General features: G+C 27.1%; 13 protein-coding genes and 1 pseudogene. 3 read left to right on the forward strand and 11 right to left on the reverse strand.

From position 1 onward, the window contains the following. From B2W91_RS18315 to B2W91_RS18330, 4 genes are all read right to left on the reverse strand, one after another. Nucleotides 1-1,025: CotS family spore coat protein (locus tag B2W91_RS18315; RefSeq protein ID WP_291583540.1), on the reverse strand; the 1,025-nt coding region annotated here is incomplete at its 3' end. Then, nucleotides 1,022-1,801, reverse strand: coding sequence for a hypothetical protein (locus B2W91_RS18320; protein WP_291583541.1), 780 nt, complete (start codon nucleotides 1,799-1,801; stop codon nucleotides 1,022-1,024). The genes B2W91_RS18315 and B2W91_RS18320, both read right to left, overlap by 4 nt. Nucleotides 1,802-1,811: 10 nt before the next feature. Continuing rightward, the gene (locus B2W91_RS18325) at nucleotides 1,812-2,045 is read right to left on the reverse strand and encodes a hypothetical protein (RefSeq protein ID WP_291583543.1); all 234 of its coding nucleotides are present in this window, start codon (nucleotides 2,043-2,045) and stop codon (nucleotides 1,812-1,814) included. Between the two features lie 27 nt (nucleotides 2,046-2,072). Beyond that, entirely contained in the window at nucleotides 2,073-3,077 is a 1,005-nt protein-coding gene (locus B2W91_RS18330) for a CotS family spore coat protein (protein ID WP_291583544.1), read from the reverse strand. A gap of 336 nt (nucleotides 3,078-3,413) precedes the next feature. Here B2W91_RS18330 and B2W91_RS18335 point away from each other — a divergent pair, with 336 nt between their 5' ends. Further along, nucleotides 3,414-4,541, forward strand: a complete 1,128-nt coding sequence (locus B2W91_RS18335) for a glycosyltransferase family 4 protein (RefSeq protein WP_291583546.1) — start codon at nucleotides 3,414-3,416, stop codon at nucleotides 4,539-4,541. Between the two features lie 748 nt (nucleotides 4,542-5,289). Here the strand turns inward: B2W91_RS18335 and B2W91_RS18340 are convergent. The 3 genes from B2W91_RS18340 to B2W91_RS18350 all read right to left on the reverse strand — a co-directional run bounded on the left by B2W91_RS18340 (nucleotide 5,290) and on the right by B2W91_RS18350 (nucleotide 9,058). Continuing rightward, on the reverse strand, nucleotides 5,290-6,213 hold the full coding sequence (locus tag B2W91_RS18340) for a GNAT family N-acetyltransferase (protein WP_291583548.1): 924 nt from the start codon (nucleotides 6,211-6,213) through the stop codon (nucleotides 5,290-5,292). A 217-nt stretch (nucleotides 6,214-6,430) separates the two neighbouring features. Further along, the gene (locus B2W91_RS18345) at nucleotides 6,431-7,504 is read right to left on the reverse strand and encodes a 3'-5' exonuclease (protein WP_291583550.1); all 1,074 of its coding nucleotides are present in this window, start codon (nucleotides 7,502-7,504) and stop codon (nucleotides 6,431-6,433) included. A 486-nt stretch (nucleotides 7,505-7,990) separates the two neighbouring features. Next, the gene (locus tag B2W91_RS18350) at nucleotides 7,991-9,058 is read right to left on the reverse strand and encodes a mannose-1-phosphate guanylyltransferase (protein ID WP_291583552.1); all 1,068 of its coding nucleotides are present in this window, start codon (nucleotides 9,056-9,058) and stop codon (nucleotides 7,991-7,993) included. Nucleotides 9,059-9,468: 410 nt separating this feature from the next. On the opposite strand from B2W91_RS18350, the gene B2W91_RS18355 reads away from it, so the two are divergent. Beyond that, the gene (locus B2W91_RS18355; protein WP_291583562.1) at nucleotides 9,469-9,834 is read left to right on the forward strand and encodes a MarR family transcriptional regulator; all 366 of its coding nucleotides are present in this window, start codon (nucleotides 9,469-9,471) and stop codon (nucleotides 9,832-9,834) included. Continuing rightward, a complete protein-coding gene (locus tag B2W91_RS18360; RefSeq protein WP_291583554.1) occupies nucleotides 9,824-10,399 on the forward strand; it encodes a cyclase family protein in 576 nt (191 codons plus the stop codon). Before B2W91_RS18355 ends, B2W91_RS18360 begins: the two co-directional genes overlap by 11 nt. Before the next feature lie 50 nt (nucleotides 10,400-10,449). Here the strand turns inward: B2W91_RS18360 and B2W91_RS18365 are convergent, their stop codons facing one another. From B2W91_RS18365 to B2W91_RS18380, 4 genes and pseudogenes are all read right to left on the reverse strand, one after another. Beyond that, nucleotides 10,450-11,559, reverse strand: coding sequence for a M20/M25/M40 family metallo-hydrolase (locus B2W91_RS18365; RefSeq protein ID WP_291583556.1), 1,110 nt, complete (start codon nucleotides 11,557-11,559; stop codon nucleotides 10,450-10,452). Nucleotides 11,560-11,799: 240 nt separating this feature from the next. After that, nucleotides 11,800-13,352, reverse strand: a pseudogene (locus B2W91_RS18370) (AbgT family transporter). 549 nt (nucleotides 13,353-13,901) lie between these two features. Beyond that, entirely contained in the window at nucleotides 13,902-14,291 is a 390-nt protein-coding gene (locus B2W91_RS18375) for a hypothetical protein (protein ID WP_291583557.1), read from the reverse strand. A gap of 145 nt (nucleotides 14,292-14,436) precedes the next feature. Next, nucleotides 14,437-14,793 (reverse strand): DUF2089 domain-containing protein, encoded by a 357-nt coding sequence (locus B2W91_RS18380; RefSeq protein ID WP_291583558.1) that lies wholly within the window; start codon nucleotides 14,791-14,793, stop codon nucleotides 14,437-14,439. Between the last annotated feature and the right edge of the window lie 304 nt (nucleotides 14,794-15,097).

Here is a 15,097-nt window from a genome sequence, read left to right on the forward strand (position 1 = left end):
TCATAATAACTTTTAAACTTCTCTAAGAATTCTTTTCTTTCTTCTTGGTATTCTAATTTTCTTTTAAGTTTAAATAGAAATACTTCTTCTGTCCATATTTTTTTTCTTTTATAGTAATTCTTACTTACACTATAAAAATCCTCAGGAAAGTATAACATTCCATATAATACTTCTAATTCTCTATTATCAAGATTTATATTTTCCTTATAACAATTTATTATATTATGTGCCTTTTCAAAATCAAAGGCAAAATTTTTAATTACTTTATTTATAAAATTACAAAGGTCATGGACCCTTAAATCTATAATTGCATAGTCAAAATCTATAAAAGAAACTTCATCATCTTTGATTAATATATTATGATATGCCAAGTCATGATGGCATAAAACTATTTTATCTTCTTCACTACAAAGCTTTAAATACGAAGATGAGTTTAAAATGTCTATACTCTTATCCATTTCCTCTATATAATAATCTACATTCTCTATAAAAACTTCATCAAATTCTTTTTTATTCTCATAAGTTTTAACTAAATTCTTAAAAATTAAAAGTTCTTCTTTTTTTCTAGCTAAATTATCGATTAGAGTTCCTACCATGTATCTATAAGTATTTTCTTTATATCTAAAGCCTTCAGATGATAAATGAAGCTTAGAAAGTGCCCTAGATGCCATACTAACCTCTATGGGATTATTAAATTCGCATTCTCTTCCTTCAATTAAGTTCATAACTACATAATAGTTATTATAATGTTTAGTGCATATTTCACCTTTTTTGTTATTTTCAAAGCTAAAAATATTCTTAAAATTGTTATTTTCTATATACTTAATAGCACTGTCTATAAATTCTAGGTGATTTAAATCATAATCTAACTTCTTTAATATTTTATTTCCCTTATCCGTGGAAATTATAAATAGCTTTCTAATTGGTATTATATCATTCACCCTATAATTATATTTTTTAAAAAGCCCTATATCTAAATCATATTTACACAAAAAGTCTTTATCTCTAAATCTTCCCTCTATCATTGCTCCACCTCACCTATTAGGGAAAAACCGTCCTCCTCCATAGCCTTTATTAATTTGTTACTATATTCTTTATCACTCCAATTTTTTTTATTTTTTCTATACTTATCATATATTTTCATAAATTCATGAGGATATGATAGCATGGCTAATATAAATCTTTCACTGTTATTATCTAGCTTTTCTAATTCGCAAAATTTCTTAACATGTTTTTCCCAATTTAAATTTGCACCTTTTCTTTTAAGCTTAGATAATAAGTAATAGGCATCCATCTCAACCATATTATAGGCTATGTCGTAAAAATTAACTATTTCTAAAGTTTCTCCCTTATCTAAATTATCAAAACCTACATCACTTAGACATACCTCAACATTCTTCATACTTCTTGAAATTAAGTCCATATAATTTGAGCTATGAATATAATTCATGCACTCTTCAGCTCTTTTTAAATATTTATCACCATTAACCATTAATAATTTCTCAAATTCATTCTTAGGACCAACTTCTTTTATTGTTTCCATATGCTTAGAAAACCTCTTTATTTGTACTTTATATTCTTCAACTAGTTTACAAGTGTCATTATTTATTCTTCTTTTTAAATAGCCATTAAAACCACAAGAATTAGCATGAAATTCAGAAATTAATTGTAGCTGATTAGCTACCCTTTCATCTAAACCTCTTTTGCTTAATGACTTATTATCTTTCAATATAAAATCTATCTTTTTAATTCCTTTTTCTTTTAGATATTCTCCAAAAGTATCATAGAAAAATCTTCTCATAGCACCACCCCTACTTGTGCTTTCTTTTTAGCCTTTTAGACATTTTATTTAATATTTCTTCCTTCTCTTGCTCCAGTTCTTGAAGCTTCTTTTGTCTCTTCTTAATTTTTTTAAGTTCCTTAATATGGTCCTCCATTTTCCTTAGCTTCTCATCATAGTCATCCACTGTTCTTAGTCCATTATCCTCTTCATAATCTCTTTCATAATTTTCTATTTTGTTTTCTTCATCTTTTTTATATGACATAACACCCCTCCATTTAAAATGATAGAATTAGATTATGAGATTTCTAAAACTTTCTATAAATTCTTGCTTTTCATCTCGATCATCACAGAAGAATTTTAATTTTTTAAGAAAAAATTCTTCCCCCCATGGTTTCTCTTCCCAATAATATTGAATACCTCTTTGCCAATAATCCTGAGGAAACTCCATAAATGCTGCCATTATAGGGATATCATCTTGATCTAACCTATGAGTCTCCATGTAAGCATCTAGAATCTCCCTAGCACTATCCAATTCCCATTTATTATATTTCATCCTCCTAATTAAAAGACTACTTAAGTCATGAAGATAAGAGTCTAATATACAATAATCAAAGTCTATGATATTTATGTCTCCATTATGATTAATCAATACATTATGATGAGCATAATCATGATGACAAAAGCCTTTACTACAAACATGATTCTGCATTTTCTCCATGTATTTACTACTCAAAAGATTTTTTATACTGTTATCACATCTTTTTAATTCTTCTTCCATAATGCTTAGATAATTCAAATCAAATTGGGATTTACATTCTTTCTTATCAATTCTTCTCTTAAAATCTAAAATTTCGTTTTTTCTTATCTTGTAAGTTTCTATCCATCTAAACCAGCCAATTCTAGGCTGCATATTGGGTTTTATAATAAAATTTTCACTTTTGCTATGAAGCTCTCCCAATTTTTTAGCCGCATTTTTGACATCAAAGGGATTATCATAATTACTTTCTCTTGCATTTATCCACGGGGTCAGATAAGCATAATTGTCATATATCTTAATATAATCTAGTCCATCTATAGTTTTAATTATTTCAGGAATATAATTAAAATCATTGTTTTGAAGATGTTTAATTGCCCCCAATATAAATAAAAAATGCTCAAATTCGTAGCCTATGACTTTTAAGCAATAAATATTATAAAGGGTTTCCACTCTATATACACTTTTATTTTTTTCTACATAAGTTATATCAAGATTATAGTTCTCTTTAACTAATTGGCTAATAGTAGAAAGGTCCAAAAATCTCCCTCCAAAACAGTCTTCTATTTGTAATATATGAAAAGTATTTGTAATGTGTGTTTTAATTTGTAAAGTTTGTAACATATATTTTTAATTAAACTAATATAGTAATATATAGTTTTAGTTTATTATTCCTTTATAGTAATACTATTTTTAAATTTAATATACAGTAGAATAATTGTAATTTTTTAGCACCTTATTATCATCTATCGCACTAAAGTTATTATTACTGGTGAGAAATATTTATAGCTATGAATTATCCATTTTCATTGTTAAATTAATTACTATAAAGAAGAATGTATGTTAATTTATATTAATTATAAGGGGTGAAATTCTATGAGGATTGCAATTGATGCTAGAGGTATCAATTGGTATGCAGGAACAGGAATTGGTACTTATACAGATAATGTTCTAAAAAATCTACTCAATATAGATAAAAATAATTATTATCATATTTACTGGTCTGGGGAAAATTATGAAAAATTCGAGAAAAATAATAGTAAAGTAGTAATGGCATCAAAAAAATATCATAGATTTTTTCAAGATCATTATTTTCCTTATAATATGAAATCTGAAGATATTGACATATATCATATACCCCAAAATGGTATAGGACTAAATTCTTCTATACATTGTAAGAGAATAGTTACTATACATGATTTAATACCTTATATTATGCCTGAAACTGTAGGTAGAGGATATTTACTAAAATTTTTAAAAGAAATGCCTACTATTATAGAACAAGCTCACGGTATAATTACTGTTTCTGAGTACAGTAAGAAAGATATATTAAAATTTTTTCCTATAGATGAAAAAAAAGTTTTTGTAACCCCTTTAGCTGCAGATATAAAGTACAAACCTCTAAATAAAGAGATCTGTAAAGAGTTTATTAGTAAAAAATATAATATAGACAAACCTTTCATATTATATTTAGGTGGGTTTAGTGAAAGAAAAAATGTACATTCTCTAATTTCAGCTTTTACAAAAATATATAAAGATTTAGATAGTGAATTTAATCTTGTAATTGTAGGTTCTTATAAGGATGCTTCTCAAGAACTGGTGAAGCTCAGAGATAAGCTAAATATGACGGATAAGATATTATTTACAGGTTTTGCTGATGAAGAAGATCTCCCCATCTATTATAATGCCTGTGAAGCTTTTGTTTACCCTTCTCTTTATGAAGGTTTTGGACTTCCTCCATTAGAAGCTATGAATTGTGGTACTCCAGTTATAACTTCTAATGTAACATCTATACCTGAAGTAGTAGGTGATAGTGGTATGCTCGTAAATCCTCAGAGTATAGATGAACTTTCTAACGCCATAGGTGAAATGCTCTCAAATGAAAATTTGAGAACACACTATGGAAATAGTGGCTATGAAAGAGCACAATTATATTCTTGGGAAAATACAGCTAAAAGCACATTAAATGTATACAACGAGATTTATTCTAAAGTAGATATATAGAGATAAACTACATTAGAAATTAATATATAGCTAAATATAACTACACCCTTGAGTATTTCAATTCACAATTCACAATGCAAAATTCACAATTAAGTTTGAAATTATTTTTGATCAAAATAATTTCTTTAATGGATTGTTTAACTGCCAATACAATTGCTAATTATTATTGGCGAACACTGCTTACCGCTACAGTTAATCAATTCTAAATTTCTCAGTTATCACTAAGAAATATCCAAAATTGTGAATTGTGAATTCAATATTTTAAGCGATGATACCCTAAAATACTGATTGGTTTAACATATATATTAATTCTAGAGCTGGTATATCTATACCGGTTTTTCTTTTAAGCTATTTTATCGTTCTATTAAATAAAATATAAGTTTTCCCTGAAAATATAAAAATAAAAGTGTAATAAACTACATTACACTTTTATTTTTGGCCTAAAATTAGTATTAAAATATATTCCAAGAATTTATGCCTAGTTATTAATTTAAGCATCTAAAAATTTAAATCTGAACTGTATAACATCTTTTATATGACTTGATGTTAGTGATGCTTTATTATATATCAGTTCCTATAATATAGTATAATACAAAATATACTAAAATATCAGTCTATTATTTTTATTAAGATGCTTCATTAATATATTCTTAGCATATCATGGCTGAAAGTTTTTATCTATATTACTATTGTACATCAAAAGGTATAAAGAATTATATTTCTTTATCACTTTACTTAATTTATAACTTTATGTTTTATCAATACATTTTTCCAATTTCTTCTCAAACCATTTAGAAAAAATCGCTTCTTCCTTAAAGCCATATTTATTATAAAGGTTGTAAGCTACTTCATTTGAACTTATAACTAAAAGTTTAATTGCTCTTACATTTCTCTTTTTTAATAATTGAATAGATTTCTTAATTATAGCCTTTCCTATTCCTTTTCTCCTAGAGCTACTTAATACTCCAATATTATCAATCCAGCCTTCATTATCTATATCTGCTAACATATATATTCCAACATTATTATTATTATTTTTAACTATACCTACAAGATCTTCATTTCCCCTATATTGAAAAATAAAATCCTGTACTTCCTCTTTACTTAAAGTCGCAGCATTAGGACTACCTTTAAAAGCTTCATTATGGATTGTCCTAAATTCATCTTTATTCTCATCAGTTAAAGGAATAAATTCTACTTTTATACTATCTTCTAATTGCAATATTTTATCCAAATCATATTTCATTATAGTAGCATTATGGACATATTTAAAATTATAACTTTCTATATAAGAGGACAAGTACATTATTTTATTTGTAATACCTAAAATTATCTTCTTGGTAAAAGGAGTATCACAAGCCTCCTCTGCTTCACCCATCAAAGAAGATAATATTTTAGAGTTTTTTTGTAATGTATCCTCCTCTATGTGTATACCAGTAATGTATGCATCCCCAGAGACTTTAGTTTCTCTTGTTATAACAGATATGGATCCTTTTATATATCCATTTTCAAATATAACAAAAACATTTTCTCCATAATTAAATACTTCACTCTCAAAAACTTTTATCATATCTTCAAAACTCTTATTATAATCTATATCTGAGTTATTTATAAAATTGTATAAATCTTCTTTATTTCTATTACATAGCTTATTAAAGGTTAATATTTCCATGCATTCCTCCAAATAGGATATAAATTTTTTACAAGGAATAAGTTCTNNGTCAATCGTCAATTCTCAATTGCATATTAATGTAAACTCAAATAATTTAATAGAACACTTTTATGAGTTCATACATTAAAATTGAAACTAGTATGTCTATATATATTCTCTATGGAAATCTAGAAATAATTAATAGTGAAGAACTAGCTTATTTCTCAATTCTCCACTATTAATTGCTACTTCCTATAAATTCTTTATCTTTCAACTCTTCCTTAAATTTCACATATAGTTTACCTAAATTTATAGTATCATCAAGAGCATTATGCTGATGACCTTCAAATTCGATATCATATGCTTTCAGAGCATTTATTAATGAAATTTGAGTTTTGCTATTTAAATGTTTTGTTATTACAGCCTGCAAATTCCCATAATTATTGACCATCTTATCTACAATGGAAAGGTTACATTTATTTAATCTTACATCTCTTTTTAAAGCTCTTATATCATCATTTCCCCAACTTATAAAAATTGCTTCATCTTCTCCTACCCATTTTTCAAATCTAGAAAAAACTTTTGTAAAATAGTCTGCATTATCTATTTCTTTTTGATTTATATGTGTTAATGTTTTGCAGCGATCGCTCAAAACAGAATTAAAAGATGGTTTTATATAAGAGTAAAATACTTTGTTATCATTGCTACTATATCTTACTGCTCCAATTGAAATTATTTCATTGTTTACACCTTCAACATTAGTACAGTTCATTTCAAAATCGAAAAATATAATATCTAAATTATTGTTTTCTAATATTTTATTTATATTTTTAGTATCATTATTTTCTTTATTTTTTCTTTGTAAATCCTTTATTTTTTTATTATTACCATAAAACTCTTTCAAAAACTTATACAATTCTTTACTATTATTCTTATTAAAAACCAATTCCCAATTTCTATGCCATTGTAATTTTAAAGCTATTTTAGATAATTTCTTTATACTACATTTATTTTCCTTAAATCCACTTAAAATTTCATTTATTTTATCTAATACTGCCTTAGAATCAGTATTAATATAAACTTTATCCTCAGAAGTTATCTTGCCTTTTATCTCTAATCTTTCAATTTCAGCCATTAAACATTTTAAGCATTTTATATGTGCTTCTCTTAAATCTTCAGCAATAAAATTTTCTCTCGATTTGAATATTAGCTTTTTTTCATTAATAATCAAAAATAGTCCTTTACTATTACCATTATCAGCATTAAACTTCATGCTGTAATAACATATAATATGTCTCTGCTGATTTTCCAACTATTACATCTCCTTTAACAGTGTAATTTATAATAAGCATTTTAAAATTTATGTATACGAAAATTTATAGTCTAAAATACATATATTATTTTATATATAATACAGATTTTAATAGCTTATACCTTGAAATATTTATAATGCCTATCAGTCATTTAATATAACTTTATAAATTAAAATGAAATATTATAATTGCTTATGTATTATAATTTACAAGTTTATATTTTTATATTAAAATTATAAATCACTATTCAAAATCATAACCAAAATTAACAGATAAATCAAATAAAATTTATAAAAGTACTGAATCCTTCAGAAATTAAGCTATAAATATTACCTTATCAACTTCACAAAATTCGCCGTAAAAAAAGAAAAGTGACTCTGTCACTTTTCTTAAAACACCTTAAACTTCACAATATGATTGAGAAGTTTCTATAATTTCTAATTCCTTACCTTTTATTTTATCATAAAATTACTCATATATATCTTTTATAAGAATCCCCTTAAATCCTCTTCTTCTTTGATTTCATTTAATAAATGCTTTATTTCTTGATCTTTAGATTTGTCCATTACCAATATCACATCCCCAGCATCTACAATAACTAAGTCCTTAAGCCCAAAGCCAATAATTAAATTTTTACTTCCAAATACAGAACAGTTTTCACTACTATTCAAAAAAGCTGGTCCAGATATACTATTTCCTCTATAGCACTTTAAAAATCTCGTAAGTGCTGCAAAGCTACCTATGTCATCCCAAGTAAATTCACATTTTATCACATAAGCCTTACGAGTCTTCTGCATTATTCCAAAATCTACAGATATTCCGTCTATAAGGTTATACTGTTCCTTAATAATATCATCCTCATATTCTTCACCTATATGCATATAAATCTCCGTTATACAGCTATGCATCCTCGGAAGATATTTTTCCATCTCTCTTAAATATACATCTGCCCTCCATACAAACATACCGCTATTCCAAAGATAGGTTCCTTTTAATAAAAAATCCTTAGCAACTTCAATATTAGGTTTTTCAGTAAACCTCTCAACTTTGAAGGTTGGAATATTTCCCCCTATAGGTTTACCCATTTCAATATATCCATAACCTGTTTCTGGTCTTGTAGGATTTACCCCTATAGTAACCAATCCCCTCTTTTTTTCTGCTATCTCAATTGCCTGATTTAAAGTATCGATAAACTGCTTTTCACCTTCTATATAGTGATCTGATGGTAATACTACCATAACAGCATCTTTATCTTTCTTTAACAATTTAACAGCAGACAATCCTATACAAGTTGCAGTTTCTTTATTCGTCGGCTCTATAAATACATTCTCCTTGCTTATTTCAGGCAATTCTTCATATATCTTATCAATATATTCTTGATTTGTAACAACAAAGATATTCTCTTTACTTACTATTGGCTTAATTCTATCTACAGTGTTTCTTAAAAAACTCTTATTGTTCACAGTTTTTAAAAACTGCTTGGGATTATTAGCTCTTGATAAGGGATACAATCTTGTTCCTTTTCCACCTGCCAGAATTAATGCGTACAACAAAATATCACCTTTACATATTGCTTAATTTCATACTATGATATCTTTTGTTTTTTTGTGATAATAACGGATAAATTTATATTTAATTCCATATAAAGTTATAAATATTTTTTATAAAACTGAAACTTTAATAAAATTTTTAATCTATGATTCTTACTCGATTAGTTAGTTATTTTAATATACTTAATGGAAATAAATTATTGTTATGTTTATAATTTATTTTAGTTTTTTGTTGACAAGGAAACAAAATTTACATATACTTAAATTGTTTCCTAGGAAACTTTTTTAAAGTAAAAGGAGGTAATATTATTAATAAGCCACATGTTCTTTTCCATAATTTTAAACAAGTATATGAAAAACAAGATTTATTAGGTAAGCTTACAGACACTTATGGATATTTCAATGATTTTCGTCTGTCAGAAGTACACTGTATTGATTTAATAGGAAAAATAGAGGATCCCAATGTTACTAAACTATCAGAAGCTCTAGATATGACAAGGGGAGCTATCAGTAAAATGACTAAAAGAATGTTGGAGCAAAAGGTAATAACAAAATATCAAAACCCAGACAATAAAAAAGAGATATATTTTGCACTCACCGACCTTGGAAGAGAAATCTATATAAAACATGAAAAAGCACATAAAGATTATGAAAAAAGAGATTTAGAATTTTTTCAGCAAATAAAAGAAGAAGAACAAGATATTATAATTAAATTCTTAGAAGAGTTTAATTATCATTTAGAAAATAAAATTAAGGAGTTAGATATATATGAAGATTGATTTAACTGTTAAAATAAGTAAAGACATGTGGAATAATCTTTGGAGTGAAGCTTCAGAAAATAAAAAGATGACAATATTAGGCCATATAGGAACTCATTTTGATGTTATGGATAAAGAATTCTCATTAGATAATACTGAAAGAAACGGAAAAGTATTTGATGTAAGTCATATTAAAGATAGAGAAATTGAAATAGACGATATAGATATAACAGCAATAAAAGAAAATGATTTTGTAATGTTTTATACAGGATCTTTAAAAGGAAAAGGATATGGTACAAAGGAATATTTTAAAAACTATCCTGAGTTATCTGAAAAGCTAATCCAATACCTTCTTGATAAGAAAGTAAGTATAATTGGTATAGATACAGCAGGAATAAGGAAACCTTCTGAGCATGTAAAAATAGACCAATATTGTGCTGATAATAATGTATTTGTTATCGAAAATCTTGATAATTTAGAAATATTGTTAGAAGAAACAATGAATAAAGAATTTAAGGTTCATACTTACCCAATAAACATAGAAGGAATGTCAGGGCTTTGCTCTAGGGTAATTGCTGAAATTTAAAGTAAAAAATCTTAGAGAAAATTTCTCTAAGATTCTTTATTGAAGATGATTTATATAGACTTTATTATCTCTATAATTAATTTAGTGGAATCTATCAAATCTTTTATGTGTAAATGCTCTTCCAATGTATGAGGCTTTCTTTCACCTATTCCTAAGTTCACTGCTTTTATTCCATTAGCATTTAATACATTTGTATCACTTCCACCACCTGTGGCAGCAATTGATATTGGAAATCCTAAGCTGCTAGAAGCATTTTTTACAATCTCAACTATTCTATCACTTTCTTCTACAGAAAATGCACCATACATTCTTTGTACATCTATATCAACTTCTGCACCAAATTTTTCTGCAGCATCTTTTAAGCATTTAACCATATGTTCTGATTGTTTATCTAGTTTTTCATTAACTAAACTTCTAGCTTCAGCCTTTATAGTTAATTCTGGTGATACTATATTTGTAGGACCATCTGCAATCATTGAACCTATGTTAGCAGTTGTATCTTCATCAATTCTAAGCAATTTCATATTACTTATAGCATGTGAAGCTACTTCTATAGCACTTATTCCTTCTTCTGGACAAACACCAGCATGAGCAGGTCTTCCTTTTACTACTGCTGTTATTTTATCTTGAGCAGGTCCTTTAACTATAATTTTTCCTGGCTCTCCACCACTATCAAGTACAAATCCTAATTTAGAATTTAGCTTGCTATAATCTAAATTTTTAGAACCAAATAATCCACCTTCTTCATAGATTGTAAATGCTATTTCGATTGGTCCATGCTCTATATTATTTTCTTTTATAACTCTTAATGCTTCAACTACAGCAGCTATTCCTGCCTTATCATCCCCACCTAATATAGTTGTTCCATCACTATATATAACATCATCTTTTATAATAGGTTTTATACCATTCCCTGGAGATACCGTATCTAAGTGACAGCTGAATAATATTGGTTCTACATCTTTTGTTCCTGCAAGTTTAGCTATAACGTTTCCAGTATTGGAACCTACCTTTTCTCCTGCATCATCTATTGTCACTTCTAACCCAATTTCTCTAAGTTCATTTGATATAAAATTTGCAAACTGCTTTTCATTTTTAGTTTCACTGTCAATTTGAACATATTTTAAAAACTCATTTACTATTCTATCCCTATTTATCATAACATCCTCCATCTTTAATCAATTGACAATTGAAAATGGACAATTGGCAATTGATGTTAAAATTATTTCTATATAAAATAATTTCTTCAAATTTGTTTTAAACTAGCAATACAATTGCTAGTTATTACGTGGTGAACACTGTTCGCCACTACAGAATCAACTATAAATTTCCCAATTTTCACTGATAAATATCCATAATTGTGAATTAAATAAAAAGGCACTATACAGTGCCTTTAATTTTTATCCAAAGAATAATGGTGCTCCTGGTCCTAGGTTAATTCCTAGCATGTACCAAACTATCAATAATACTGTCCATCCTAATAAGAATACTAATGAATATGGAAGCATCATAGATATTAATGTACCTATTCCTGATTCTTCATCATAAACTTGCGCTGTTGTTACTATGAACGCAAAGTAACTCATAAGTGGTGATATAATGTTTGTTGATGAATCTCCTATTCTATAGGCAACTTGAGTTAACTCTGGAGAGAAACCAAGCTTCATAAACATTGGTACAAATACTGGCGCCATAATTGCCCATTTAGCAGATGCAGAACCCATAAATAAATTTATAAATCCTGCTAATAATACAAAGGCAATTATTAATGGTAGACCTTTAAATTTTAATGCTTCTAAGAATTCTGCTCCCTTTACTGCTAATACTGTACCTAATTGAGTATAGTTAAAGTAAGCTATAAATTGAGAAGCTGCGAAAGCAAGTACCAAATATCCGCCCATACTTGCCATTGCTTTAGACATAGCACTTACAATCTGTTTATCATTTTTTATTGTTCCTGAGCCTATACCATATCCAACTGCTGGTACCAAGAAGAATAACATTATTATAAATACTATTCCATCCATAAATGGAGTATGTCCAAGAATTTCATGTGTTTCAGGATCTCTTAATATACCATTAGTTGGTACTACTAATAAGCATATTACTGCTATAAACACTAAAAATCCGATTCCAGCAAATAAAAGCCCTCTTTTTTCTTCTTTACTTATTTTATCTAGTTTTATTGCCGCTGAGTCTCCTTTGTATTCACCAAGTCTTGGTTCAACAATTTTTTCAGTTACTAATGTACCTAATATTGTGATTAAGAATGTAGACACAAACATAAATGTCCAGTTTGCCGTTGCTGCCACTGAATATGTTGGATCTATCATTTTAGCAGCTTCTGTGCTTATACCACCTAATAATGGGTCAATAGTTCNNAGTTAGCGCTAAATCCTCCAGATACACCTGCAAAAGCAGCTGCAATACCTGCAAGTGGATTTCTTTTAAAGCTTGCAAATATTAAAGCACCTAATGGTATTAAAACTATGTATCCAGCATCTGATGCTATGTTTGACATTATACCTGTAAACACAACAACTGCTGTTATTAAACTTTTTGGAGTGGATAAAACTAATTTTCTTATTAATGTTGATATAAGTCCTGTACCTTCTGCAACTCCAACCCCTAACATTGCAACTAATACTGTTCCTAATGGAGCGAATCCTGTAAAGTTAGTAACAGCATTCTTAAAGATGTATCTTATTCCATCTGGTGTCAACAAGCTAACTACATTAACTATTGTATCTTTAGCTTCATAAACTCCCGCATCATTTTTCGCGATTTTTGTGAAATTAACAGCAACTCCAGCTTTATAGCAAATATGTGATACTACCATAACAATAGCACATAGTATAAAGAAGATTGTTACTGGGTGCGGCAGTGCGTTTCCAACTTTTTCTACACCATCAAGAAATTTTTGGAATAAACTTTTTCTTTTCTTTTCAGCCATAATTACCTCCTAATATTTTATTTTTATTTAAATAGATTGAGCATTATTAAATGTAATCTATTACTTAGTAGCTTGTACGAATTTTCGACAAATTCATACAGAAGCCATTACTGACACTAGCATATTATCATATGGCTTATCCCTAGTCAATCCATTTTACTGTCAAAAAAATCTTAAAAATATAAATTATATTAAAAATATGATAATTGCACTATAAATTACACTATATGTAATTTAATAGTATATTTAGTTTAACATTTCAAATCATTATATTGTACTAAATACTGTATTATATATATTATTAATACTCTGTAAAAGGTAATGTTATTTTATATTTTAAGATATTTAAAGGTTGCATCTTTGTCCTATTCTCTGGTTTGGATATTCTAATTAACTGTATTTTCTTAAAACCTATAATCAAAATATAAAAAACCAATGTAATACTTTGAAAAATATTACATTAGTTTTTTACAAATACAAATTAACTTTTACTTTTCTCTATATTTATTTAAAAGTTAAGAATTAAAGATAAAAAATTATTGAATTCTATCATTCTATATAAACCTCTACCGTATCTCCATTGTCGCTTTTAATATCAACAATAGTTCCTTCTATTCCTGAATCAATAGCTTCCATAATTGCACTTACATCTACACCATTTTCCTGCAACTGTGGTATATTTTTTATAGAATTTCCAAAAGCTTTAATTACCTTTAAAGGTATACTCATATTTACCTTATCACTGTTATCTCTTTGAGAAGTAACTTTGATTTTCAAGCTTTTTTCCAACCTATCAAATTTATTAAATTTATCAAATTTATTTTGAATAATAATTTCGCTTTTATCATTATTAAGTGATTGAATAAGCTTAGCCCCCTCCTCAGCAGTAATTTTGTTTTCAGCAATCATTTTTGTAATTCTTAATACTTCTTCATTCATAATTAACACTCCCCAATATTAGCATCTGAAATAAAATAATAAACCAAAGATGTTAGCATATTTTATACTCAGATTCTGACAACGTAATATGATGAAAAATAAACTAACATACTGGTACATTATTTTTTGAAGATGCCTTATTTAATTATTTTTTTAACATTTCTATTGCCTGCTCTGCTGTAATTTCTCCTAGTTCTAGCATATTTAATATGTCATCATTGCTATCATTCTTTTTAGCTAATTTGTACCCCAGTGCTTCTACTACATCATCAAGTTTTGCTCTTACTGTTGGATAAGATATTTTTAATTCTTTTTCAACATCTTTAATACTTCCTCTACACTTTAAAAATACCTCCATAAAATGTATTTGCTCATCATTCAAGTAATTTATAGCTGGTAAATCAAATTCATTCTCTATTATTGTATTGCATGTGTTACATTTTAATCTTGTGATTTTAAGGTTAGAAGCACATACTGGACATTTACTTATAAGTTTGTACATAGTAATCACTTCCATTTATTGTTTTATAATTTAATTATACTATACATTTTATATATTTCAATATATATTTTAAATATTTTAATTAAAATCATCAAATAAATTAATAATATTAATTTATTTATTAATATTATTAATTTTATAGTTCGCATTTCATAATAGATTAACTTATTAAAATATCCTATATATAGATGTATCACTTCTAAATTTGATCTATTCCTGAAAGTAATTAACATTTATTGATATTGTCACTAATACTACTAAATTCACAATTCACAGTGCACAATTCACAATTGTGGACATTTCT

Source organism: Clostridium sp. UBA6640, from assembly GCF_002455975.1.
In the GTDB taxonomy this organism is placed as follows: domain Bacteria; phylum Bacillota; class Clostridia; order Clostridiales; family Clostridiaceae; genus Clostridium_J.